The organism is Xanthomonas sp. WHRI 6108 (assembly GCF_040202385.2).
GTDB classification, from domain to species: domain Bacteria; phylum Pseudomonadota; class Gammaproteobacteria; order Xanthomonadales; family Xanthomonadaceae; genus Xanthomonas; species Xanthomonas arboricola.
Window position 1 is genome coordinate 86,138 of the sequence record NZ_CP168198.1, and the last position, 24,843, is coordinate 110,980.

Below are 24,843 nucleotides of genomic sequence, written 5' to 3' on the forward strand. Positions count from 1 at the left end.
CGCGATAGGCCTGGCGTTCATTCCAGCTGCGACAAGGCCTGCTGAATCGGTGTCTGCCCGTCGATGAAGCCCACCGTCTTGCCGATGGTGGCTGGCATGGCCAATGCCGCGGCGATGACCTGCGCCACGTTGGCGCGCGACACGCCGCCATCGGCATCGCTGCCCGGATCGCGGGTGATGCGGCCGCTTGGCGGCTCCTGCGTGAGCCGCCCCGGCCCCAGCACGGTCCAGTCCAGCGTGGTGGTGCGCAGCTGCGCATCGGCGGCGGCCTTGGCCTGCGCGTAGGCGAAGAAACCATCGTCCGGGCCGATGCCGTGTTCCAGCCCGGCGCCGAGATAGGACACCATCACGTAACGGCGCACGCGTGCCTGCGCGGCGGCATGCATCGACCGGATCGCCGCATCGCGGTCCACCGCGTAGGTGCGTGCCGCATTGCCGCCACCGGCGCCGGCCGACCACACCACCGCATCGTGGCCGGCCAGTTGCGCGGCGATGGCATCGGTGTCGGCCTGTTCGATATCGAACACCTGCGGGGTGGCGCCGTCGGCAATCACATCGTCTGCGTGTGCAGGATTGCGAAACAGTGCGGTGACCGAGTGCCCACCGCGCACCAGCAACGGCGTCAGCAGACGCGCGACCTTGCCATGGCCACCGATCACGACGATACGCGACATTCCAACCTCCAAGACGGTGCGCCATAACGGCGCGGGCTGCACGCATCCTCGCCAACCTGGCGCTAAGGCAGCGTGGATGGGCGTGGAGAGGCGCTCCGTATGCGCTTGCACTTGCAGGTGCGTGGATTCGATCCAGCGGGTGCTTGCGTAGTGCGGCGCCATGGTGATCGCCCTGCGCATCACGCGAGCAGGCGCGTGCGATGCACCGCATCGACTTGCGGCATCGCGCAGCCTTGCCGGCATCCTCGCCACCGGCATGCAGGGCGCAGATGCACCACCTGCCTGCCGCACATCTGGGACACTACGCGCCACAACGTCCGGAATGCCTATGTCCAACTCAATCGATACCGACCGACGTCCACGCGTTGGCTGCGGCGCGTTCATCCGCCGCGCCGATGGCCGCCTGCTGCTGGTGCAGCGCGGGCGTGCGCCCGAGCAAGGCCATTGGGGCCTGCCCGGCGGCAAGGTGGACTGGATGGAAACGGTGGAACACGCGGTGGTGCGCGAAGTGCTGGAAGAAACCGGCCTGCACGTGCAACTGCAAGGCGTGCTGTGCATCGTCAGCTACTTCGAGCCGGACCTGACGCCGCCGCAGCATTGGGTCGCGCCGGTGTATCTGGCCGCGATCCAGGGCAGCGAGCATGCCGAGCGCCGCGAGCCCGAGGCGATCGCCGACATCGGCTGGTTCGCACTGGACGCACTGCCGTCGCCACTGACCACCTCCACGCTGCAGGCATTGCAGCATCTGCCACCGACTGCAGCGTCGACACCTGCCTGAGCGCAGCGCTTTGTGCATGCGTCGATGCACCGGTACACGCCGTGTTGGTCGCGATGTCGATGTCCGCCGGATGCAAGGAGACGCATCAACCTGCCTGCGATAGCGACCGCTCGCGCACGCTTGATGCGATGGTCCGATTGCACGCTGTGGTGTGCGTAGTTGCAGCATTTGCGTTACATCGCGTCGTTACATGCAGCGCCATTATCTGCACGCGATGCAAGCCAGCCGCTGACGGTATCCTTGGCGGTTCGACTTGCCTGGGAGGGCACTGCATGACACGTCATTTGTTGAACAAGACGCTGGCGCTCACATTGATCTGTACCGCGTGCAGCGTGCACGCAATCGCCGCCGAGCCGGCACCACCGGCGGCCGCATCGGCCCCCGATGGCATCCGGCATGTGCCCGCATTCGACCTGCCGGTGTCGGAATATCTGAGCCCGGCCGCGCGTGCGCATATGGCCGCCGGGGTGGCCCGTGCCGATCCGTTGGACAAGGCCGACAACGCCACCTTGCTCAAGCAATTGCCGAGCATCCGCGCCGACACCGAGCGTTGGGCCAAAGGCGTGATTGCGCAGCTGCGCACGCGCTACGCGGTGGAGATCACGCCCGAAACCTGGAACGGCGTGCCGGTGCTGCGGGTGGAGCCGCGCACGCGCACACCCGAGCAGGCCAAGCGCATGTTGATCGAACTGCATGGCGGTAGCTTCGTGATGGGCAGCGCGGCCTCGTTCGGCTTGATGGAAGCCATTCCGTTGGCGGCGATGACCGGCATGACCGTGGTTGCGGTGGATTACCGCATGGGGCCCGAGCACCATTTCCCGGCCGCCAGCGAGGATGTGGCGGCGGTGTATCGCGCCGCGCTCAAGAGCTATGCGCCAGAGCGCATCGGCCTGTTCGGTTGTTCGGCCGGCGGCGTGCTCACCGGTGAATCGCTGGCGTGGTTTGCCAAGGAAAAGTTGCCGATGCCGGCGGCGGCCGGGCTGTTCTGCGCCGCAGGCGATGCGCGCTACCGCGGCGATTCGCGCATTGTGGTGGCGGCAGTCAACGATGCCTTGTTGCCGGACAAGGCCGGTGCGTTGCCGATCTGGGAAGACTTGTACTACGGCGACAACGTGGACTTCCACGACCCGCTGGTGTCGCCGGTATTTTCCGATGCGGTGCTGCAGCAGTTCCCGCCGACGCTGTTTCTGACCGCCACGCGTGCTGCCGAGCTGAGCAATGCCGCCTACACGCATGCGCGCCTGGTGGATCTGGGCCGCGAATCGGATCTGCATGTGTGGGATGGCTTGGGGCACGCCTTCCACCTCACCAATGCACTGCCGGAAAGCCAGCAGGCGCTGCGGGTGGCCGCGCGTTTCTTCAGCAAGCACCTGGGCCTGCCGCCCCCGCCGCTGGCCGCACCACGCTAACGCCACGCTGACACCGGCTAGGCGCGGCGCTTACATCCTCTCACCTAGGTTGAGGCCGACTGGCGTTGCACATGCAGCGCCGTTCTATCAGGAGAATCGAATGAGTCTGCAAATTCCTCAGGGTGCGTTGGTGGTGGTGGCCGATGGCGGCGAAGCGCGCTGGTTCACCAACACCGGTAACGAAGCCAAGGTGGTGCTGCGCCAGCACGCGCGCACCGATGTGCAGAACGTCGACGACGATGGCCCGGCCGGCAAGGCGCCGCAGGATCTCAGCGAGGCGGACATGGACGAAATGACCTTCGCCAAGCAGCTGTCGCATGCGCTGAACGATGGCGCGCTGAAGCACGAGTACACGCATCTGGTGCTGGTCGCCGACCCGACCACGCTGGGCCGCGTGCGCCCGCTGCTGCACAAGGAAACCCAGCAGCGCCTGGTCGGCGACCTGGCCAAGGACCTGACCAACCTGCCGCTGGAAGAGATCCAGCGCGCGTTGTCGTAAGCACACCGGAGCGGCTAGACGATGGGGTTTGTTCGCGACTACGCCACCCAGGCGCCCGAACGCAGCGAGGTGGATGCACAGGCCGGTCTGCAGGTACTGGAGTTCGGCACCGACTGGTGCGGCCACTGTATTGCCGCGCAACCGCTGCTGCAGAAACTGCTGGGTGGCGTGGCGGCGCTCGACTACCGCAAGATCGAAGATGGAAAAGGGCGGCCCCTGGGCCGCTCGTTCCGCGTCAAGTTATGGCCGACCATCATCCTGCTGCGCGACGGTGTGGAAGTGGCGCGCGCTGTACGCCCGCAGACGCGCGAGGATCTGCAACCGCTGCTGTCGCAGCTGGGTGAGGCGCTGGTGTAAGCATGCACGGCGCCAGATCGATGGCGTGCACTAAGGCAGGACATGTGCAGTGCACCGAGGGCGCAAGGTACGCGCCAAATACGCCAATTGCCTTGAAACAAGCAGTTTCCTGCGCTGCTGCCGTCGCGCGGCTGCAGCGATCTGCGCGCTGTAGTACCATAACGGGCTGATCAAGCCCTTGGGCATTGCCCATCCCTTGGTCGTCTGTCCCGCAGCGTCGCTGAGTCCACGCGGCCGTCCGGGAATGCCTCCGGCGTCATCTTGTGCATGTGCCATTGCCATGCCTGCGTGATGCGCCGTGTCCTGTGCGTTGCCAGGGCGAGCGGGCAGCGATGGCCGCACATGGAGACACAACACATGCACGACACGCGCGCGATTGCCTCGCACTTCGGTTGGTTCAAGCGCCGCCGCCAACTGCAACTGGACGAAGTCACCGTGGTGGACCGCAGCATGCTGCGCAAGGCAGTAGGCGCCGCCGCGCTGGGCAATGCGATGGAGTGGTTCGACTTCGGCGTGTACGGCTATCTGGCGGTGACGTTGGGGCAGGTGTTCTTCCCGGCGAGCAATCCCACCGCGCAGTTGATCGCCACCTTTGCCACCTTCACTGTCGCCTTCCTGGTGCGGCCGATCGGCGGGCTGGTGTTCGGCCCGCTCGGTGACCGCTACGGGCGGCAGAAGGTATTGGCCGCGACCATGATCCTGATGGCCCTGGGCACCTTCAGCATCGGGCTGATTCCGTCCTACGCCAAGATCGGCCTGTGGGCGCCGGCGCTGCTGTTGCTGGCGCGGCTGTTGCAGGGGTTTTCCACCGGTGGCGAATACGGCGGCGCGGCGACCTTCATTGCCGAATACGCCACCGACCGCAATCGTGGTTTGATGGGTAGCTGGCTGGAATTCGGCACCCTGGGTGGCTACATCGCCGGCGCCGCCACGGTGACGGTGTTGCACATGACCGTAACCCAGGCGCAGATGCTCGACTGGGGCTGGCGCGTGCCGTTCCTGATTGCCGGCCCGTTGGGGCTGCTGGGCCTGTACATGCGTATGAAGCTGGAAGAAACCCCGGCATTTCGCGCCTATACCGAACAATCGGAACAGCGCGAGCGCGAAACCGCCGCGCAGGGCCTGCTGACGATGCTGCGCCTGCACTGGCCGCAGTTGCTCAAGTGCGTGGGGCTGGTGCTGGTGTTCAACGTCACCGACTACATGCTGCTGACCTACATGCCCAGCTATCTCAGCGTCACCATGGGCTATGCCGAGAGCAAGGGCCTGTTGCTGATCATTCTGGTGATGCTGGTGATGATGCCGCTCAACATCGTCGGCGGCCTGTTCAGCGACAGGCTGGGCCGCCGGCCGATGATCATCGGCGCCTGCATCGCATTGTTCGCGCTGGCCATCCCCTGCCTGCTGCTGATCGGCAGCGGCCACGACGGCTTGATCTTCGCCGGGCTGATGCTGCTCGGCCTGGCGCTGGTGTGCTTCACCAGTTCGATGCCGTCCACGCTGCCGGCGCTGTTCTACACCCCGGTGCGCTACAGCGCGTTGTCGATCGCCTTCAACGTGTCGGTGTCGTTGTTCGGCGGCACCACGCCGCTGGTGACCGCCTGGCTGGTGGAGCGCAGCGGCGACCCGCTGGTGCCGGCGTACTACCTGATGGGCGCGGCGGCGATCGGCTTGGTGACCATGCTGTTCGTGCGCGAAACCGCCGGCCTGCCGCTGCGCGGCTCGCCGCCGGCGGTGGCCACCGATGCCGAGGCGCGCGCATTGCTGCGCAGCGACAGCCCGGTGACGGTGGATGCGCAGCTGCCTGGCAGCACGGCGCCTGCCATGGGCCAGCCGCATACGGCGTAAGCGGACCCGGCGCGATCGGCCTTGTGTGCCAACGCGGGCACACAAGGCCGGTTGGATTCACACAGGGGCGGGCGAGCGTGCACGCCGCGATGCCAATGGATCCCTGCAGTCGCCGCCGCTAGCGCGGTAGGCGACCGCCGCTGTCGGGCAGCTCAGGGCTGCGCATATCGGCCGACGGCATGCCTTCGCCGGTTTCCACATAGCGCTTGAGACTGCTGCCCAGAAAGAAGCGCCAGCCGCGTGCGCAGGCCTCTTTGCAGGGCGAGTCGCGATAGCCGGAGTGTTCGAACTCCACCTGCGTGCCCTGGCTGGTGGAATGCAGGTCAAAGCGCATCACCGTGCCCTTCCAGGCGTCGGTGTCGAGCATGTTGGAGGCGTGGCAGCGCCAGCGCACCAGGCGGTAGTCGGCGCCGTCGTCGATGCTCAGCTCCACCCGCCAGCCCTGCCGGCTCCAGTCCAGCCGCACCCGGTTCTCGACCAGGCTCACCTCGCGTGTCCACCAGCGCGCCAGCTGCATGGGCTCTGACAAAGCGGCGCAGACCACTTCCGGCGCGGCCGCAATGACGATGCTGTGGCGGATCTCACGATTCATGTGATCGGCATTGGCTGCTTGAACCCCGATGATCGCGCATTTTGCCAGCCATTTGCAGGATGGTGTTTTTCGCTTGCCGAGTTCGCTCGTCCGGCGCTCACATGGCGCTGGGTACCATCGCCGCAAGCCCCCAACGACGAAGAGCAGGCATGACGACGCTTCCGATCCCGGTGATGGACGTTGCCGCGCAACGCGATCTGGCCACCGCGCACGCGCTGTTGGAAAACCCCGGCGTGGCTGCCCGACTGGCCAATGCAATGGGCGCGCCGATCGAGAGCCTGATCACCCGACGGCTGCCGAAGCTGGTCACCCGCAGCATCGACGGCGTGACCCGCCGCGCGCTGCAGGTGGCGATGAAATCGGCATTACTGAGCCTGCGCGGCAAGACCGATCTGCAGCAGCCTGCGTCCACCGCACGCCACACCATGGCGGTGGCTGTCGCCGGTGGTGCCGGCGGATTCTTCGGCCTGCCCGGGCTGTTGGTGGAGCTGCCGGTGACCACTACGGTGATGTTGCGCTCCATCGCCGATATCGCCCGTTCCGAAGGCGAATCGCTGCAGGATCCGGACACCGCGCTGGCCTGCCTGGAAGTGCTGGCGCATGGCGGGCGCAGTGTCGGCGACGATGGCGCCGAATCGGGCTACTTCGCGGTACGCGCGGCGATGGCGCAGCAACTCAGCGCTGCGGCGCAATACGTTGCCGCACACGGGTTTGCCAGCAAGGGCGCGCCGGTGCTGGTGTCGCTGGTGTCGCGCGTTGCGGCCAAGTTCTCGGTCAATGTCGGCGAAAAACTCGCCGTGCAGGCAGTGCCGCTGGTCGGTGCGGTGAGCGGCGCAACCCTCAATACTGTGTTCATGCGCCACTTCCAGGCGATGGCGCGCGGGCACTTCATCGTGCGCCGGCTGGAGCGGCGCTATGGCGAGGACGCGGTGCGACGTGCGTACGACGCATTGCCGGCGGCGCGTTGAACCTAACGCCCGGCGGTGCCGCGCATCTGCGGCAGGCAGGCTGCAAGCGCCATCCAGGCAACCTGCAAGCATCCACGGAATTTGCGGGCCTGCGTTGATGCACGCGCACGCGCACGCGCATGCGCATGCGGGCGCGGCGCCGCATCGATGCCCTCGTGCGCACTGCGCAACGCCGCCGCCGCGCGCGACAATCGGGTTCGCTCTTCCTGGATGTCTTCCATGACCAAACCCTTTTCGCCAGCCTCCGCGCGCAACCGCGACCCGATCCTGGAGGTGTTGCAACGGCACTTTGCCGACCGCCGCAATGTGCTGGAAATCGGCGCCGGGAACGGGCAGCACGCGGTGCATTTTGCCGCGGCGATGCCGTGGTTGCGCTGGCAGGCCAGCGATCATGCCGACCATCTGCCGGGCATGACGCAGTGGCTGGACGAGGCGGCACTGCCGAATACGCCGCCACCGATTGCATTGCAGGCGGTGCTGACGCCGACACCGGGCCTGGCGCCCACGCCGCCATTGCCGCCTGCGCAGGCGGGCGAGCCTGCCGGCTACGATGCGGTCTACAGCGCCAATACCTTGCACATCATGGGCTGGCCGCAGGTGCAAGCGTTGTTTGCGGGGTTGCCGGCGGTGATGGCGCCGGATGCGCTGCTGGTGGTGTATGGGCCGTTCAACCGCGGTGGCCAATTCACCAGCCAGAGCAATCGCGCGTTCGATGCGATGCTGCGCGAACGCGATCCCGCATCGGGCATTCGCGATGCCGAAGCGGTGGATGCACTGGCGGCGTCGGTGGGCTTGCAGTTGATCGACGATGTGGCGTTGCCGGCGAACAATTGTTGCCGGGTGTGGTCGCGTCAGTCGCGTTGAAAGTGTCGCCGAGAGATTGTTGATATTGCAGCACTGCTGTTTTCCAGTGCAGTGGAGTGCAAAGGCCCTGGAAAGCGCGCCGCACGCGGGCCTGCGCTGATGTGGCCGTGCACTGCCGCAGTCAGCGCCGGCGTCGTTCCAGCCACCACAGTGCTGCGGCCAGCGTGAGCCAGGCCAGCAGCCAGGGCCAGCGGGCGCCGGGCTGTGCCGTTGGCGCGCCGACGCTTGCGGGCGCGTCGACGGCGGCCATTGCAACGGTGGCGTCGCGGATCTGCTGGGTGTGCAGCGCGGGGGCATCGCCGGGCGCGCGGACATAGAGCCAGCGCTGTTCGGTGCCGGTCTGCAGACGATGCCAGCCCGCGGTGGTGGGCCAGTAGGCGGCGCAGGCCCGCGCGCCGCTGGTGGGATCGATCAGCAGCGCTTGAGATGCGCCCGTAGGGCCGATGACGGCCGCGTCCGCGGCGACACCGCACAGCGTCATGCGGTGCTGCGACCAGCCAGTCTGCACCGCAGCCGGCGCGCTGCCGCCTGCGCGGGCGACAGCGCTCACCAGCTGCGCCCACAGCGCGGCATGCAGGTCGCTGCGGCCGGCCAGGACCAGGGCAAAACTGTCTTCGATCAGGCCGATGCCGATGCGGCCGCGGCCTTGCGGCCGCCACCAGCCCAACGCGCTGCCGTCGTCTGCGCGTGCGGCGATCACGGCATCGGCCTGTTGCGGCTGCAGGGTGCGGCGTTGCAGGGGCGGCAGTGGCGCGGCGTCGGCCGGCGCTGCGGCTGCGTCGCTGGCGCCGGGCGATGCCAGCGAGCGCGGCGCGGGGACCGCTGCGCCGGTGCTGCCGCCTGTCACGGCCAGGCCCAGCTCGCCGAGCGCGGCGCGGGCGGCAGCATCCAGGGGGCCGTCGGTGCGCACCAGCACGCCCAGGCCGCGGCCGATCGCGGCGCGCAGGCCCTGGCGCTGCGCGTTGCCCAGGGCGACCAGGCGGCGCTGGTCGATGACCAGCAGGTCCAGCGCATCCAGGCTGGCGGCATCCAGTGCAGCGCCCTCGCCCAGTTGCACGCCCGGGCCGACGGCGATCTGGCTGCGCACCTGCATGCCGGCATCGCTGGCCCAACGGCGCAGGTATTTCAATTCCGGCTGCGGCGCGCCGGCCAGCAACAGCACGCGTGCGGACGGCACCGCGGCGATCAGCACCGGCACCTGCACGCGGCCGCGTTCGGCGCCTGCGCCATCGCGCAGGCGCAGCGCGAACAGCACCTGCCCCGGTGCATGCGCCAGGCCACGCAGCTGCACCTGGCCGGCCGCATCGGCGGTGGCGGTGTCGGCCACCTGCCCGGCCGGGTCCAGCAACTCCACCCGCGCGCCCGGCAGGCCCTGCACGCGCGCGCTGATGGCGATGCGTTCGCCGGGTGCGACCGGCGGCGGCGTGGAGACGGCGACCAGCCCGGTCGGCAGCGGAGCCAGCGCCAGCCGCACAGGGACGCGCAGGCCGTCGCGGTCGCGCGCCGGCAGGCCGCTGCCATGCACGACCAGCGCGGTGGTGCCGGGCGCGCGCCGCAACGCGGTGGCCAGATCCGGCACGCGTGCCACGCCGGGCAAGGCGGGTGCCTCGGGCAGGGCGACCCACGGCGCAGCAGTCGGGCGAACCTGGTCTGCCTGGGTGCCTGCGGTGGCGACATGCAGTTCGCTCGCACTGCCGGCGCGCGGCGGCGGCAGCAGCACCGGGTAGAGCAGGCCGGCCAGGAGCGGTTGGGCGGCGAGCAACAGCCACAGCCGCGCGCGTGGTTGCCGGGTATGTGCGCGCAGCAGCCGGAACCAGCTCAGCATCACCAGCAGCAGCAAGGCACTGCCGACCAGCCAGGGCAGCGCAAGCGTCATGCCTGCGGCTCCGCTTGCGTACATCCAGCCCGCCGTGGCCCCAGGCGCCGGGTCGCCGCGCGCGCGTGCAGCAGGCGGAACTTGCCGCGTGCGGTCAACCGGGGTGGTGGCAGCATCATGGTTGCGGCTCCTGGCGCAGGGCATCCAGATAGCGCTGGCCGCGCGCGTCGGCAGGGGCGCGGCGGTGCAGCGGGGCCGGCGGGGCGACCAGCGTGCGCCAGACCTGGGCGCGCAGCTGGGCGCGGCAGCTGGCGCAATCGGGTTCGGCGCGCAGGGTTTCCACCGCCGCGGCCAGGCCCAGCGGATCCTGCAGGCGCTCCTGCTGGGCCTGCAGCCACTGCGCGTAGTGGGCCAGGGTGGCGTCGGGTACCGGGGCCTGCTCGCCGAGGGCGTCCCACAACTGCAGCGCCGACGGGTCCGGATCCGGGCGGCTGTCCAGGCCGGCGGCACGGTCGCCCAGGCCGGCGCGGTCACCACTCAGGCGGCGGCCGGGGTCGATCGGCGGCAACTGCGTGCCGACCCGCGCCAGGTAGATGCGTTCGGCCTGCTGCACCTGCTTGATGAAGCCCAGCGCCTTGTTGGCAAACGGCAACGCACGCTCCGGGTGGCCCTGGCGCAGCTCGCCCTCGGACTGCCACATCTGGTCCAGCGCGGCGCGCAGCAGCGCGCGGGTCTGCGGGTCGAGCAGGGTGGCGGCTTCGGCATGGTCGTGGGTGTGCCCGAACTCGGACAGCACGTCCTGCGCCTGGCCGAAGCCGCCGCGCTCCGGCGCCCCGTCGCCATGCCCATGGTCGTGGTCGTCCAGCGCGGCAGCGCCGGACTCGGCGGCGTGGTCGTGCGCATCGTGCCCGTGTTCGTCCCGGGCGGGCGCGGGCGCCGCAGGCGTTGCCGGCGCATCCGCGGTGGGCATGTCGGCGGTGGGCAGATCCTCGGCCGGGGCGTCGCTGGTCGGCGCTTCGTCGGCGGTCGGCGGGCCCTTGGGCGCGCCTTCGCTCTCTTCACCCAGGAACTGGCCGTAGCGCAGCCGCAGCAGGCGCTGGTCCACGCCGATGGCGTCGGCGCGCTTGAGGTAGGTGGCCGGGTCCAGGCGCGGCTTTTCCTTCAGCAGCGCCTCGGCGTCGATGATGATCTGGCGCTGGCTGCGGAAGTAGGCCGGCAAGGTCTGCTTGACGCTGGCCTCCAGGCCGGCGGCCATGGTCTGCTCCGGCGGTGGCCAGCGCAGGATCACGCTGGCGCTGCGGCCTTCCTGCGGGCCGGGCTGGCGGGTGTCGTGCACGATGAGCTGGGCGATCAGGTCGTCGCCGGCGGCCATGCCCAGCGCCTGCGGCTGCAGCGTGGTGGAAAAGCCGCGCAGCCGGGCCGGGCCGCTGCCGTGGAGGGTGCGGCGCTGGGTCTTGAAGGTGATGTTCTCGCCGCTGCCCTGGGCCAGGGTCAGGCGCAGCTCGGCGCTGGCGGCGACCGCGTAGTCGTCGCTGGCTTCGAAGCGCAGCGTCCAGCCTCGATTGCCGGTCTGGGACGGCGTCCACAGCACCAGGCTCTGTTCGGGCGCCAGCACGCGCACCTGCGGCGGGCGGTCCGGCAGCACGTCGAGGCGGTGCAGCTGGCGGTCGGCCGGCGCGCCGTCGATGAGGATGCGGTACAGGCTGGCGCGCTCGGCGACCCACTGGCCCTGCCATCGATCGGTGCTGCCTTGTCGGGACAGCGCGATGCGGCGGCCATCGCCGAGCCGCAGCCCCACGCTGCGCGGGGCCGGGTTGACCTGCAGCTGCCAGTGCAGCCGGGTGCCGGCCGGCACGCGTGCATCCAGGCCGGGCAGGGGCGCGGGCGGCAGGCCGGTGTAGGCGGGCGGGGTGCTGTGCAGCCGCGCCTGACCCAGGGTGGGGGCGCCGGTACCGGCGCGTGCGGCGGCGATCCGGTCGTTGCCTGCGGTGGGCCGGTGAGCGGTGTGCGGCCACAGCAGCACCGCGGCGCAGGCGAGCAGGCCGGGCAGGCCCCATGCCCAGGCGCACCGCCAGGGCCAGGCCGGGCGCAGATCACGCGGGGTGCTGCGCAGGCGTTGTTCCAGGCGCTGGCGTTGCAGGGCCTGCAACGGGCCGAGCTGCCCGGCCGGGGCGAACAGCAGGTCGCTGCTGTCTTCCAGATCCGCGTCGCGATCCAGCCGGCGGATCAGCCAGGTCTGGTCCAGCCGGCGTGCCGCCAGCAGCGCCACCCCGAGCAGTACCAGCACGCCCAGGAGCAGCAACGGCAGGATCGCCGGCTGCGGACCGGCACGCCACGCCAGCAGCGCCGGCAGCACGGCCAGCGGCAGCCCGCACAGCAGCACGCCTGCGGCCTGCCGCCGCCGCGCGGCCTGCCAAGCGCGGTGCAGGGCCGGCGTGCTCATGCCGCGCGGCTCCGGCGGGGCGCGGTGGCCAGCCAGCGTTCGATCGCAAACAGCAGCAGCACCAGGCCGATCAGCCACGGCGCCAGCGGCCAGGGGGCGCTGGCCAGGCGGATGGCGGGGCCGCGCTGCGGCTGCTGGGTCTGCGCCAGCGCGCGCTGTGGTGCGGGTGTCGACTGCAGGGCGTCGTGCAGGCGGGTGGGGAAGTCGGCATCCAGCAGCGCCGGCAGCCGCTGCGGCTGCAATGGCGCGGCCCAGCGCAGCAGGCGGCCGCGGCCAACCGTTGCGGCATCGATCAGCGCGGCGCCGTGTGCGTCCTGCAGCAGCGCTTGCAGCGGGCCAGCCAGTGCGGGCGGGGCCGGCGTCTGCGCATCGAGCAGCAGTTGCCCGCCGGCCGCGACCCAGGCGATGACCGGCGCCGGCGGCGGGCGCTGCGACAGCCAGGCCACCACCGTGCCGGCCGGCCAGCGTGCCGGCTCGGCAGCGTCGGGGGTGCTTACCGGCAATGCGCCGGGCAGTGCCCAGGCGGCATGCACGGCGCGCAGATAGCGCAGAGCCGGCTCGGTGGGGGTGTCGGCGATTGCCTGCAGTCGCAACGGTGGGACGGGCGCCACGGCGGCCGCCGGCGACTGGCCGGGCAGCACCTGCCAGCGCACCTCGCGCGACAGCTGCAGGCGTTGCGCATCCAGCGGCCCCCACTGGCTGGGCACGATCACGCGCAGCGCGGTCTCCGGCGGCAGGCTGGCATCGAGTTCGCGCAGCAGGCTGCCGACCGGCGGCGCGGTGCCGGCGGGCGTGGCGGGTGGGTGTGTCGCATCGGCAGCAATCGGCGGGAAGCCTGGGGCCAGCCATACCCACTGCGCGTTGGCCGGGTGGCCGAGCGCCCGGGCGGCGGCCAGATCCACGCCGGGGCTGACCGCGATGCGCGGGCGCGCTTGTTGATGGTCGCGCAAGGCCGGCTCGGCCAGCAGCAGCGCCACTGCGGCAAGCAGCAGCAGGCGCACCAGCAGCAGCGGCCATTCGTCGAAACGCAGCCGGTGCCGGGGCCGCGGCTGCGCGCGCAGCCAGCGCAATGCGGCAAAGTCGGTGGGCCGGTGTTCGCTGCGTCGGGCCAGATGGATCAGCAACGGCAGCAGCAGTGCGGCCAACGCGGCCAGGCCGGCGGGAAACAGCAGGAGCAGGTTCACTGCTGCGCTCCCTCAACTGCGGCGCTGGCGCCGGCGCGCTGGCTCATCGCCGCGCACCGTGTGCAAACAGCTCGCGCAATGCCGCATCCGGTGGCGCATCCAGATAATGCACCGCGTGCGCAATGCCGGCCGCCTGCCAGCGCGCCTGCAGCGCGCGCTGGGCAGCGCCGAAGCGTTGCAGATACGCAGCGCGCATCGCGGCGCCGTCGCCGAGCAGTTCTTCGCCGGTTTCCGGGTCGCGGAAGCGGTGCCCGCCGCTGAAGGGGAAATCGCGTTCGTCGCAGGTCAGCACCTGCAGCTGCATCACCTCGCGGCGTGCGGCGGCGAGTTTTTCCAGCGCGCCGAGCAGGTCCTGGTCGAAGCCGTCGCCGATCGACAGCACCAGCGTTTGGGCGGCGATGCGTTCCCACAGCGGACGCAGCGCGTCCATGCCCGGCCAGCGGCCACCGGCGCGCAGCCCGTGCAGGGCCAGCCAGAGCCGGTCGCGCTGGCGCGGCCCGCCACCGGCCGGCACGGCCACCAGGCCATCGCCATGCACCGCGAACAGGCCGACCTGGTCGCCTTGCCGCAGCGCGACCTCGGCAGCGCACGCGGCCAGGGTCGCCATCGCCTGCAGGCGGGTGACCTGCGGGCGCGCCTGGTCGGCCTGGCCGGCGGAGGCGGTGGCGTCGAGCAACACCCACAGCGTCAGCGGGCTTTCGCGCTCGGCCTCGCGCACGAAGAACCGGTCTGAACGGGCGTAGAGCTTCCAGTCGATCTGGCGCAAGGCATCGCCGGGTTCGTAGGCGCGGTATTGCGAGAATTCCAGCCCGGCGCCACGGCTGCGGCTGGCGTGCTGGCCGATCCCCTGCGCGCCCTGCGCCTGCCGCGCACGCAGCTGCAGGCCGCGCAGGCGGCTGCGCAGCTCGGCGGGAATCAGTGCCGGCACGTCCATGCTCACGCCGCAACCCGCCTCACGCCGGGAACGGCACGGCGCGCAGCAGCGCGGCGACCACATCGTCGGCGCTGCGTTGTTCGGCCTCGGCGGCGAACGACAGCAACAGGCGATGGCGCATCACCGGCGCGGCCAGCGCGACGACATCCTCGCGGGTGGCGGCAAGGCGGCCATGCAACAGCGCACGCGCCTTGGCCGCCAGCACCAGCGATTGCCCGGCGCGTGGGCCGGCGCCCCATTTGATCCACTGGCGCACGTCCTCACTGGCCTGCGGGCCTGGGCGGCTGGCGCGTACCAGGCGATTGATCCAGGTCAGCAGATCCGCGCCCACGTGCACGTGCCGCACCTGTTGCTGCAGCGCCAGCACGCTGTCGGCGTCCATCACCCTGGGCACCTGCGCGCTGCTGGTGCCGGTGGTCTGGCTGAGGATGTCGCGCTCTTCCTGCTCGCTGGGATAGTCCACCCGCACATGCAGCAGAAAGCGGTCCAGCTGCGCTTCCGGCAACGGATAGGTGCCGGCCTGTTCGATCGGGTTCTGCGTGGCCAGCACGAAGAACGGCGCCGGCAACGCGTAGGTGGTGCCGGCGTAACTCACCGTGCGCTCGCTCATCGCCTCCAGCAGCGCGGCCTGGGTCTTGGGCGGGGTGCGATTGAGCTCGTCGGCCAGCAGCAGGTTGGTGAAGATCGGCCCCTGCTGGAACCGGAACTGGCGATGTCCGGTGCCGTGATCCTCTTCCAGCAGCTCGGTGCCGAGAATGTCGCTGGGCATCAGGTCCGGGGTGAACTGCACGCGGCGGAACTGCAGCTCCAGCGCCTGCCCCAGCGAGCGCACCAGCAGCGTCTTGCCCAGGCCGGGCGCGCCTTCCAGCAGGCAGTGGCCGCCGGCGAGCAGGCCGATCAGCAGTTGCTCCACCACCGCGTCCTGGCCCACCACCGCCTGCGCCAGGGCCGCACGCAACGCGCCGAGTTGGGAGAGCTGCCGGGTGAGGGTGTCGTCGTTGGGGGAAGTCATGGGAACCGTCTCGTTGTGGGACTGCTGGCGTAGGAGCGTGCGATGCGGCGTTAGCGCTAAGGCATCGCGCGCAAGCGCGCTCCTACAAAGGCGTGCGGGACTCGCGGGTGCGACGGCGGTGGTTGGCGGTGGATGCCGTGCCAGTGCCTGCGAAACATTTCACGCGATGTGTGCAGGAGCGCGCTGGCGCGCGAGGCGGTGTTACCGGTACGGCATCGCGCGCCAGCGCGCTCCTACGGATCGATTTCAGTTGGTCAATGCATACATCACGATGTTCACTGCGAACTTGGTGTTGTCTTCGGCCAGGAAGCGTTTGTTGCGCCAGTCGTAATCCCATTCGCAGCCGTAATCCTTGTTGCTGTACAACACGCCGAGCCGGCCGTCGATGCTGATGCCCCTGAGATAATCGTGCACCAGGTCGTCGCCCCAGCCATTGAGTTCGAAACTGGTGGCCGGCGGGCCGTCGGGGAATTTGAAGAATGCGCTGTAGAGACGGTGGTTTTTGGGCAATTTCTGCAGCGCGCTCTTGCCGAAGATGGAGGTCATCTGCGCTTCGAACGAGGTGGCGAACAGCCCGTCGATATCGTGGTTGCAATCGTCCACGAACACGAAGCCGCCATTGCGGACATAGCGCTCGAAGTTGCGCCGCTCGGCGGGATTGAACTCCACCAGCTTGTGCCCGGACAGATAGCAGAACGGCGCCTGCAGCATGCGCGGATCGGCCAGGTCCAGCACATGCTCCTGCGGATCCACGCGCAGCTGGGTGTAGTCGATCAACGAGGTGATCAGGTTGGACGGCATGCGCGCATCCACATCCCAATCGCCCGAGTCGTAGCGCAGCCGGGTAAACCAGAAATCGTAATTGCCCGCCGCCCGCGCCTGCCGCGGCAACGCCAACGCAGCGACGCTACCGAGCAGCAATCCAAGGAAATGACGGCGCGTCGCGTGCGCCGCCAGGGCGTGTAGACCGGGAACGGGATGTGCAGGAAAACCATCGGGCCGCGAAGAGCTTGCTCCGCTCTCCCATTCCCGATTCCCCACTCCCGATTCCCGGCTCTCAGTCACACCGCGTCCGACAACGAGGTAAACGTAAAGTCGCGCAGCCGCATCGGCGGAATCATCATCACATAGCTGGATTCATCGCCGGCCACGCGCACCGGCCTGCCCAGCTCGTCGATGTTGTTGAGCATGATGATCGGCGATTCGTTGAAGCGGAAATTCTTCACCGGGTACTTGATCTGCCCGTTCTCGATGTAGAAGGTGCCGTCGCGGGTCAGCCCGGTCAGCAGCACGGTCTGCGGGTCGACCATGCGGATGTACCAGGTGCGCGTGACCAGGATGCCCTTCTCGGTGCCGCGCACCAGCTCGGCGATGTTCTTGTCGCCACCGGCCATCAGCAGGTTGCCCGGCTCGCCGACCGCGCGCTTGCCGTTCTTCTGCGCCCAGAACCGCGAATACTGCAGGTTGGCGATCTTGCCGTTCTCCACGATCGGCATCTTCTCGCGCGGCAGGCCTTCCTCGTCCCAAGGCAGCACGGCGGCACGCGCATCCCACGGGTCGGCGGTGATGTTCACGCGCGGGTCGTAGACCTGTTCGCCCAGCTTGTTGCCGCCGCCCTTCTTGGACAGGAAGCTGCGGCCCTCGTCGGCCATGCGCGCATCGAAGTAGCGCATCATGAAAGAAATCAGGCCTGCCGCCGCTGCCGGCTCCAGGATCACCGTGTACTTGCCCGGTTCCAGCGCCTTGGCTTCGGACGAGTCGCTGGCCTTGCGCATGGCGATGCGGATGTCCTGCTCGGCCTTGAAGTCGGCGGCATCCTTGAGGTTGCGGCCCACCCAACCCGAGCCGCGACCGTCTTCGGTACGCACGGTGCAGGTGTAGTCGAAACGCGCGCCACGCTGGTAGCCGAAGTTGCCCTTGCTGTTGGCGAACGCGGTAAAGCTCTGGCCATCTTCCAGGAAGCCGGCCGCGATCAATCCCTTGCCCTTGCACGGGGCGATCGAATCGGCGGCCACCTGCGCGCGGAACGCCGGGTCGATGGCGGCGGTGGATTCGCTGAAGGTGGGGCTGGGTTTGTAGGTCTGCTTGTCCACCGCCGGCATGAATTCCGGGTTTTCAGGCGCCAGCCGCGCCAGGTCTTCGGCACGCCGCACCACGCGCTCCAGCGCGGCGTCGTCGAACTCGTTGATGGTGGCGATGCCCACGCGCTTGCCGAACGCCACCTGCACCTGCAGGTCGGTGTTGTCGACGATGCCGCTGGTGGACACGTTGTTGAGTGCGAAACGGATATTGCCGTCGATCGAGCCGCTGAGCGTGGCGGTGCACTCGTCGGCCTTGGACAGCTTGATGACCTTGTCCAGGATGGCCTTGGCCTGCGCTTCGGTAAGGATGCTCATGTGGGTTTCTCCTGTCAGCCGAGCGAGCGGGCGGTGTTGATGACGTTGATGCCGTCGAAACGGGCGGTGGACGAGCCATGCGAGACCGCCGAGGACTGGCTCGGCTGGCCCTTGCCGTCGAAGAACGAGCCGCCCAGGCGGTAGTCGCGTTGATCGGCGACCGCACTGCAGGCGTTCCAGAATTCCGGCGTGCGGATCTGGTAGGCCACGTCCTCAAGCATGCGGGTGATCGCGCCGTTCTTGATCTCGTAGAACAGCTGGCCGCCGAACTGCGCGTTGTAGCGCTGCTGGTCGATGGAGAACGAGCCGTCGCCGATGATGTAGATGCCGTTTTCCACGTTCTTGATCAGATCGCTCACGCTCAACGGTGTCTTGCCGGCGGCCAGCGACACATTGGCCATGCGCTGGAACTGCACGCTCGACCACGAGTCGGCGTAGCAGCACCCATCGGAGGCGGTCTTGCCGAGGATATGCGCCTGGTCGCGGATGGCCTGGTAGTCCACCAGCTTGCCATCGCGGATCAGGTCCCACTGCTTGGTCTTGACGCCTTCATCGTCGTAGCCCACCGCGCCCAGGCTGCCGGGCTGGGTCTTGTCGGCCAGGATGTGCACCTTGTCGCTGCCGTACTGGAAACCGGCCTTGAGCTTGTCCAGCGTGGCGAAACTGGTGCCGGCGAAATTGGCCTCGTAGCCGAGCACGCGATCCAATTCCAGCGGGTGGCCGACCGACTCGTGGATGGTGAGCCAGGTGTGCGAGGGGTCCAGTACCAGATCGTACTTGCCCGGCTTCACCGACGGCGCCTTGAGCTTTTCCTGCGCCTGCTTGGCCGCGGCAATCGCGTCTTCCTTCATGTCGTAGGACAGGCCGTAATTCACCACGCCATTGGGCGAGACGAACTTGCCCGAGGCGGCGCCATCCAGATATTCGTAGCCCAGGCCCATCGGTGCGGACAAGCCGTCGCGGGTGCGGAACTTGCCGCTGGCCTTGTCGATGGCGGTCACGCTCAGCGGCGCCCAGATGCGGTGCACGTCCTGGTCGATATACGAGCCGTCGGTGCTGGCAAAGTACTTCTGCTCGTTGACCACGAACAGCATCGAATTGACGAAGTTGGCGCCGGCAGCGGTGGCGGCAGCGTTGACGCCCAGCAGCAGGTCCACCTTGTCCTTGATCGGCACTTCCATCGCGTTTTTCTTGATCGGCGTCTTCCAGCTGACCTCGCCCACGCCCGGCGTGGGCGCCAGCTGCACCGGCGTGCCCTGCACCTTGGCATTGGCCTTGGCGATCGCGGCAGCCTGCGAGGCGGCCTTGGCCACGCCCTGTTCGGTGAGCTCGTTGGTGGCGGCAAATCCCCAGGCGCCCGCCACCAGGACGCGCACGCCCGCACCGATGGATTCGGTGTTGACCACGTTCTGCACCTTGTCCTCGCGGGTGATGACGAACTGGCGCAGATAACGGCCGATGCGCACATCGCAATAGCTCGCACCGGCCTGGCGCGCGGCGTTGAGGCCGGCATCGGCCAGGCGCTTCTTGCGGCCCACATCCAGCTGCGTCACCAACTGCTCGGCGGCGATCGCCTTGCCGAAGTAGGCGGGCACGATCAGGCCGCCCATGGTCAGCCCGGTCAGGGCCAGGAAATCACGTCGCTGCACGGCAACTCCCCAATGATCCCGCGCGGCGCGCAGGTAGTGTGGTGACGCACAGATCGCTATCTGTGCGGTATCGCCGATTCTTGCCGGGCGATGAACGCTGCGTCAAATGACTTTCGGCAGGGGTCCGTGCGCAAACGCTGTACCCGCATGAAGCGTCGGGGGCGGTGTTTGCTTCACGGCGGTCTGGCTGAAAGCGTGTGGTCTGCAGCTTGGTTGCAGGGCCCTTGCCCGCCCACCCTCGCAGGACACGCCGCAAGTACGTCCATGTAGGCTCTTACGCGGCATCCATGCCGCGTAAGGTCCCGCGACGGTGGGCGGGCAAGGACCAGTCGAGATGGTCGGTGTGCGTGGTTACAGGCAGGGCATGACGCGGCGTTTGGATGACGGCGCATCCGATCAGTTACCAACGCCAGGTTTGGTTGCAGGGCCCTTGCCCGCCCACCCTCGCAGGGCACGCCGCAAGTACGTCCGTGTAGGCTCTTGCGCGGCATCCATGCCGCGTAAGGTCCCGCGACGGTGGGCGGGCAAGGACCTGTCGAGATGATCGGTGTGCACAGTGAAGAGCGGTAAGAGCAGTGCGTGATGCGCGCTGTTCAATGCTGGTGCGCAAGCTCAATCCCTGGGGCACCGCGCCCGCGACCGACCAGGTTCTCTCAACCCAAGGCGCGCGCGGTGTTGATCACGTTGATGCCATCGAAGCGCGCCGTGGACGACCCGTGCGAGACCGCTGATACCTGGCTGGGTTGGCCCTTGCCATCGAAGAACGAGCCGCCCAGGCGGAAATCGCGTTGATCGCAGACCGCGCTGCAGGCATTCCAGAACTCCGGCGTGCGGATCTGGTAGGCGCCGTCTTCCACCAGACGCGTGACCTGGCCGTTCTCGATTTCGTAGAACAACTGCCCGCCGAACTGCGCGTTGTAGCGCTGCTGATCGATCGAATACGAGCCACGCCCGTGGATGTACAAGCCGCGCTCGACGTTCTTGATCATGTCGGCAACAGCCAGCGGCGTCTTGCCTGCCGCCAGCGAGACGTTGGGCATGCGCTGGAACTGCACGCTGGACCACGAGTCGGCATAGCTGCAGCCATCGGATGCGGTCTTGCCGAGCAGATGCGCCTGATCGCGCGTGCATTGGTAATCGACCAGGATGCCGTCCTTCACCAGCTCCCACTGCTTGCCCTTGACGCCTTCATCGTCGTACCCCACTGCGCCCAGGCTGCCGGGCTGGATGCGGTCGGCGACGAAGGTCACCGCATCGCTGCCCCAGCGGAAACCGGCATCGCGCTTGTCCAGCGTGGCGAAACTGGTGCCGGCGTAATTGGCCTCGTAGCCGAGCACGCGATCGAGTTCGAGCGGGTGGCCCACCGACTCGTGGATGGTGAGGAACAGGTTGCTCGGGTCGATCACCAGATCGTACTTGCCGGCCTTCACCGACGGTGCGGTGAGTTTGGCGCGTGCCTGCTTGGCGGCGGCGATCGCATCTTCGCGCGCGTCGTAACTGTGGCCGTAGCCGATGAGTCCGCCAGGCAACCGGTGCTTCTGGCTGGCATCGCCGTCCAGGTATTCGTAACCCATGCCCATCGGCGAAGACAGCCCGTCGCGGGTGCGGAACTTGCCGCTGGCCTTGTCTACCGCGGTGACGGTGAACGGCAACCACAACCGGTGCACATCCTGATCGATATAGGAGCCGTCGCTGCTGGCGAAGTACTTCTGCTCGTTGATCGCAAACAGGCGCGAAGCCACGAACGTGGCGCCGGCATTGAGCGCAGCCGCGTTGACGTCCATCAGCAGCGCCACCTTGTCCTGCAGCGGCACTTCCATTGCGTTCTTCCTGATCGGCGTCTTCCAGCTGACCTGTCCGGCCGGCGTCACTGGCGCCAGCTGCACCGGCGAGCCGCCCAGCCGCGCGTTGGCCTTGGCGATCGCCACCGCCTGGCGCGTGGCGGTGGCGACGCCATCGCTGGTGAGCGTGTTGGTGGCCGCAAACCCCCACGCGCCATCGGCCAGCACGCGCACACCCACGCCGCTGGATTCGGCGTTGACCACGTTCTCCACCTGCGCCTCGCGGGTGATCACGAACTGGCGCAGATAACGGCCCACGCGCACATCGCAATAACTGGCACCAGCCGCCTTGGCGGTGCTGAGCGCGGTATCGGACAAGCGACGGCTGCGCGCGGCATCGTTGGGTGTGAGCAACTGCTCGGCCGCGATCAGGCGCGTGTTCGGCAGCAGCAGCCCGGCAGCACCGATGCCGGACAGGGTGAGGAAGGTACGACGGTCCACGGCGGTTCTCCGTTGAAGGCCAGCGGCACGACTCCCCGCCGCGCCAGCCCCCGAGACTGGCCCGTGCAGGCGACGGCGGTCAAGGGGGCAGTGCCGGCCTGGCGTCAGGCAACTCCAGCTGCAAAGCGGAGACATCGGCAGCGTCGGCAGGGCCGTGGCGCGAAGGCCGTGCCGGCATGCCAGGCTCGGCCGCCGTTACCGCAGAGACCGAAAGGTCGTTCGCAGATGATCGACAAACACCGGCGGATTCTCCATTGCCGCAAAATGTCCGCCCCGCTCCGCTTCGCCGAAAAAGCGGAGGTCGGCAAAGCGTCGCTCTGCCCAGCGCCGGGAAATGCGCACCTGCTCGCCGGGAAACATGCTGATGCCGGTGGGTGTGGGCATTGGATGCGAAGGCATCTCCGCCATCGCCTCATGCGCGGCTTCCCAATACAGGCGTGCAGAGCTGGGCCCTGCGTTCGGGAGCCAGTACAGCATGATGTCATCGATGAGGTGGTCCAAGGCGAACACGTTCTCCGGCTCGCCGTCGCTTTGTGAGACGTCTTGAAAGAGTGCATAGATCCATGCAGCCAGGCCCACCGGGGAGTCAGCCAAACTGAAGCCCACCGACTGCGGCCGTGTGCTTTGCAGCTTCATGTAGCCGGAAAATTCCGCGTAGTAGCGCTGGGCGTCTTCCAGCATCTTCTGCTCGGCCGGTGTGGCTTCGGCGATGTCCTGCGTGCTGGGTTCGAACATCACCATGTTCAGATGGAGACCCCGCAAGCCGGGTGGCTGCATGAATCCAAGCGCGGTGGTGATCGCACTGCCCCAATCGCCGCCCTGCGCGGCCCAACGCTCGCCATAACCCAGACGGCGCATCAGTTCGACCCATGCGGCAGCCGTGCGCCCGACGCCCCAGCCACGGGCGGTTGGCTTTGCAGAGAAACCAAAGCCAGGCAGGGATGGGATGATGAGATGAAACGCGTCCGACGCCTGCCCGCCATGGGCCACCGGGTCGCTCAAGGGGCCGATCACCTCGCGGAATTCGAGCACCGATCCCGGCCACCCGTGCGTCAGCAGCAACGGAAGCGCGTCTGGCTCCGGCGAGCGGACATGCAGGAACTGGATCTCCAGTCCATCGATCGTGGTGCGACTGCTGTTCCAGTCGTTCAATAACCGCTCGGTCGCACGCCAGTCGTAGCCAGACTGCCAGCGGTCCACCAGGCGCCGGATGCGCTCGCTCTGCGGGCCCTGGCTGTGGTCCTCCACGGTTTCCTTGCTCGGCCACCGCGTTTGCCTAAGCCGGTGTGCGAGGTCATCCAGCTCCGCCTGTGCAACCTGGATGTGGAATGCTGCAATGCCATCGCGCATCTCAAGACTCCCGTACGTACGTATTGGCCAGTGTCTGGCGGGCTGTTTGCCAGGCGCGCGCACCGTAGCGATCGTTATCCAGTGGGACCAGTTTGCCGCGCCCGCTCATCATGTCGCGCAGATATTGCATGCCCTGCCAGGGAGGGAAGGGGTCATCGCTTGCGGGCGTGAGTGCACGCACCGCACTGATGATTGCCGACATCGTCCCGAGCCCGCCGGGCCTGAGCGTGCGATAGCGCTGCCCGGTGAGTTGGGTGAGCAGTTGCGCGATGTCGTTGGGCGAAATGCTGTTGCCGGCAATGCGCAGGTCCCGTGAGGCCGTGGGATCCAGTGCGGCCGCCGCCGTGTAGCTGGCAACGTCGTCTTTGGCGGTGAAATCGAGCTGCTGGTTGGCGTCGCCAAAATGCATCACACGACGGCCCGGCACCACGAGGCGCGCACTGCCCTCGAGAAGCTCCAGAAAACCACCGCACAGAACCGAGGTGGCCGCGATCGGCGCGGCATCCAGCTGGTCTCTGAACCGGCGCCGCAAATCCAGGTTTCGATTGTCGCCCGGCCGTGTCTTCGTATAGTCCAGCGAGAAATCAGACGGGATGAAGCGAGGCACGCCGGCGCTGACCGCTGCATGCAACAGCTTTCCCTGTTGACCCAGCATGACGTCGTCCAGACCGTTGAGCGCGGAAACGACACATGCCGCATTCCCGACCGCTTCACGCAACGAGTTGGCGTCTTCCATCTCGACGTAGTGGATCGTGATGTTCCTGCGTTGCAGGGCCGCAATACGGTCCTTGCCTGCGCCTTGCCGAACAAGCGCAACCACCGCGGCGCCCTGGTCCTGCAGGGCAAAGGCGATGCGGCAACCCAGGTCGCCGGTGGCGCCTGCAACAACGATTGGGGATCTCACATCTGACGTCATGACTTGCCTCTCGCTTGGGTCTTTTGCGCCAACGACGGCAACGGGAACTGAAACGGAAGATGCAGGCTGTCTGTCACGCAGCACCCAGGCCATTCGCCGGCTTGGCAGACCACGCAGCGAATAACTGAACGATAACGTTCAGTTGATGGCAATGCAAGCGGCGTGTAAGTTTTCGTGCATGAAAGCGGTCAAGCAAAAATCAAAAGGCGGACGGCCGCCACTCGATAAGGCGGGCGATGTCGAACGGCGCTTACTCGATGCGGCACTGCAACTCTTCCTGGAGCGCGGGTTCGAGCACACCTCGTGCGAGGACATCGCGCGGCTGGCAGGCGCGGGCAAGGCAAGCCTTTACGCGCGCTACGCCAACAAAGACGCCATCTTTGAGGCGGTGGTCCGTCGCGATGTCGACACCCAGCCGCTGCCTGCCGCAGCCAGCGTCCCCATGGATCTGGAGGGGCGCCTGAGACACGCAGGACAAGGGATACTTGCGCATGCATTACAGCCCCAGACGGTGGCCATGATGCGCCTGGTCGTCGGCACCTCCATTCGCGCGCCAGCGCTTGCCGCTGAAGTCAACCGCATCGGTTGGGAAGGCGGGCTACGACGCGTGCAGATGACGATCCTGGACGGCCCGGATCAACCGGCCAATCCGTCTGCGTTGGCAAGCCACTTCGTCGACCTTGTCTTTGCCCCGCATCAACTGCGCGCGCTGCTGGGCGAACACCCGGACGACCTGGTCGCCACCGCATCGGCCCGTGTGGAGTGGGCGCTTGCACTTCTCAAGGATGCTGGCCAGCTGCAGACCGGAAGTGCGCAGTGACGCCCCTGAGTTGCAGGAATTCTTGAACAACGCAGCGGAACGACGCGACAGT

The 24,843-nt window shown here is 68.0% G+C and carries 21 protein-coding genes; 8 read left to right on the plus strand and 13 right to left on the minus strand.

Going from position 1 to position 24,843, the window contains the following annotated elements; genetic code table 11:
- Positions 1-17 precede the first annotated feature (17 nt).
- Complete coding sequence (locus ABQ039_RS00370; RefSeq protein WP_184515225.1) at positions 18-674, minus strand: SDR family oxidoreductase; 657 nt, start codon at positions 672-674, stop codon at positions 18-20.
- Between the two features lie 322 nt (positions 675-996).
- Between ABQ039_RS00370 and ABQ039_RS00375 the strand changes: the two genes are divergently transcribed.
- From ABQ039_RS00375 to proP, 5 genes are all read left to right on the plus strand, one after another.
- Positions 997-1,452 (plus strand): NUDIX domain-containing protein, encoded by a 456-nt coding sequence (locus tag ABQ039_RS00375; protein WP_104608622.1) that lies wholly within the window; start codon positions 997-999, stop codon positions 1,450-1,452.
- 272 nt (positions 1,453-1,724) lie between these two features.
- Positions 1,725-2,861 (plus strand): alpha/beta hydrolase, encoded by a 1,137-nt coding sequence (locus tag ABQ039_RS00380; protein WP_349778287.1) that lies wholly within the window; start codon positions 1,725-1,727, stop codon positions 2,859-2,861.
- A gap of 100 nt (positions 2,862-2,961) precedes the next feature.
- Entirely contained in the window at positions 2,962-3,360 is a 399-nt protein-coding gene (locus ABQ039_RS00385; protein ID WP_016902952.1) for a host attachment family protein, read from the plus strand.
- A 21-nt stretch (positions 3,361-3,381) separates the two neighbouring features.
- Positions 3,382-3,717, plus strand: coding sequence for a thioredoxin family protein (locus ABQ039_RS00390; RefSeq protein WP_047126468.1), 336 nt, complete (start codon positions 3,382-3,384; stop codon positions 3,715-3,717).
- A 357-nt stretch (positions 3,718-4,074) separates the two neighbouring features.
- The gene (proP, locus tag ABQ039_RS00395) at positions 4,075-5,565 is read left to right on the plus strand and encodes a glycine betaine/L-proline transporter ProP (RefSeq protein WP_167710124.1); all 1,491 of its coding nucleotides are present in this window, start codon (positions 4,075-4,077) and stop codon (positions 5,563-5,565) included.
- Between the two features lie 118 nt (positions 5,566-5,683).
- On the opposite strand, the gene ABQ039_RS00400 is transcribed toward proP, so the two are convergent.
- On the minus strand, positions 5,684-6,157 hold the full coding sequence (locus tag ABQ039_RS00400; protein ID WP_184457643.1) for an SRPBCC domain-containing protein: 474 nt from the start codon (positions 6,155-6,157) through the stop codon (positions 5,684-5,686).
- 173 nt (positions 6,158-6,330) lie between these two features.
- Between ABQ039_RS00400 and ABQ039_RS00405 the strand changes: the two genes are divergently transcribed.
- Together ABQ039_RS00405 and ABQ039_RS00410 are read left to right on the plus strand one after the other, a co-directional pair.
- On the plus strand, positions 6,331-7,125 hold the full coding sequence (locus ABQ039_RS00405) for an EcsC family protein (RefSeq protein WP_046345239.1): 795 nt from the start codon (positions 6,331-6,333) through the stop codon (positions 7,123-7,125).
- Positions 7,126-7,344: 219 nt separating this feature from the next.
- Entirely contained in the window at positions 7,345-7,989 is a 645-nt protein-coding gene (locus ABQ039_RS00410; protein ID WP_349778286.1) for a DUF938 domain-containing protein, read from the plus strand.
- 121 nt (positions 7,990-8,110) lie between these two features.
- Here the strand turns inward: ABQ039_RS00410 and ABQ039_RS00415 are convergent, their stop codons facing one another.
- The 11 genes from ABQ039_RS00415 to ABQ039_RS00465 form a co-directional block, all read right to left on the minus strand.
- Positions 8,111-9,865 (minus strand): carboxypeptidase regulatory-like domain-containing protein, encoded by a 1,755-nt coding sequence (locus tag ABQ039_RS00415; protein WP_349778285.1) that lies wholly within the window; start codon positions 9,863-9,865, stop codon positions 8,111-8,113.
- Positions 9,866-9,980: 115 nt separating this feature from the next.
- The gene (locus ABQ039_RS00420) at positions 9,981-12,248 is read right to left on the minus strand and encodes a hypothetical protein (RefSeq protein ID WP_349778284.1); all 2,268 of its coding nucleotides are present in this window, start codon (positions 12,246-12,248) and stop codon (positions 9,981-9,983) included.
- Positions 12,245-13,432 carry a BatA domain-containing protein gene (locus tag ABQ039_RS00425; RefSeq protein ID WP_349778283.1) on the minus strand — a complete coding sequence of 396 codons (1,188 nt, stop codon included), beginning with the start codon at positions 13,430-13,432 and terminating at the stop codon, positions 12,245-12,247. The genes ABQ039_RS00420 and ABQ039_RS00425 overlap by 4 nt, the downstream gene beginning before the upstream one ends.
- 43 nt (positions 13,433-13,475) lie before the next feature.
- The gene (locus ABQ039_RS00430) at positions 13,476-14,372 is read right to left on the minus strand and encodes a DUF58 domain-containing protein (RefSeq protein WP_349778282.1); all 897 of its coding nucleotides are present in this window, start codon (positions 14,370-14,372) and stop codon (positions 13,476-13,478) included.
- A 13-nt stretch (positions 14,373-14,385) separates the two neighbouring features.
- Positions 14,386-15,378: a MoxR family ATPase gene (locus ABQ039_RS00435; RefSeq protein WP_024940482.1), complete on the minus strand. Its 993-nt coding sequence runs from the start codon at positions 15,376-15,378 to the stop codon at positions 14,386-14,388.
- A 246-nt stretch (positions 15,379-15,624) separates the two neighbouring features.
- The gene (locus tag ABQ039_RS00440; protein ID WP_046345246.1) at positions 15,625-16,443 is read right to left on the minus strand and encodes a DUF4159 domain-containing protein; all 819 of its coding nucleotides are present in this window, start codon (positions 16,441-16,443) and stop codon (positions 15,625-15,627) included.
- Positions 16,440-17,774, minus strand: coding sequence for a TldD/PmbA family protein (locus ABQ039_RS00445; protein ID WP_039517956.1), 1,335 nt, complete (start codon positions 17,772-17,774; stop codon positions 16,440-16,442). Before ABQ039_RS00445 ends, ABQ039_RS00440 begins: the two co-directional genes overlap by 4 nt.
- Positions 17,775-17,788: 14 nt before the next feature.
- The gene (locus ABQ039_RS00450) at positions 17,789-19,423 is read right to left on the minus strand and encodes a TldD/PmbA family protein (protein ID WP_024940479.1); all 1,635 of its coding nucleotides are present in this window, start codon (positions 19,421-19,423) and stop codon (positions 17,789-17,791) included.
- Between the two features lie 653 nt (positions 19,424-20,076).
- Positions 20,077-21,705, minus strand: a complete 1,629-nt coding sequence (locus ABQ039_RS00455; protein WP_349778281.1) for a TldD/PmbA family protein — start codon at positions 21,703-21,705, stop codon at positions 20,077-20,079.
- A 195-nt stretch (positions 21,706-21,900) separates the two neighbouring features.
- Positions 21,901-23,055 (minus strand): epoxide hydrolase, encoded by a 1,155-nt coding sequence (locus tag ABQ039_RS00460; protein WP_349778280.1) that lies wholly within the window; start codon positions 23,053-23,055, stop codon positions 21,901-21,903.
- 1 nt (position 23,056) lies between these two features.
- A complete protein-coding gene (locus tag ABQ039_RS00465) occupies positions 23,057-23,971 on the minus strand; it encodes an NmrA family NAD(P)-binding protein (protein ID WP_184609685.1) in 915 nt (304 codons plus the stop codon).
- A 178-nt stretch (positions 23,972-24,149) separates the two neighbouring features.
- Between ABQ039_RS00465 and ABQ039_RS00470 the strand changes: the two genes are divergently transcribed.
- The gene (locus ABQ039_RS00470) at positions 24,150-24,791 is read left to right on the plus strand and encodes a TetR/AcrR family transcriptional regulator (RefSeq protein ID WP_102255274.1); all 642 of its coding nucleotides are present in this window, start codon (positions 24,150-24,152) and stop codon (positions 24,789-24,791) included.
- Positions 24,792-24,843: the final 52 nt, after the last annotated feature.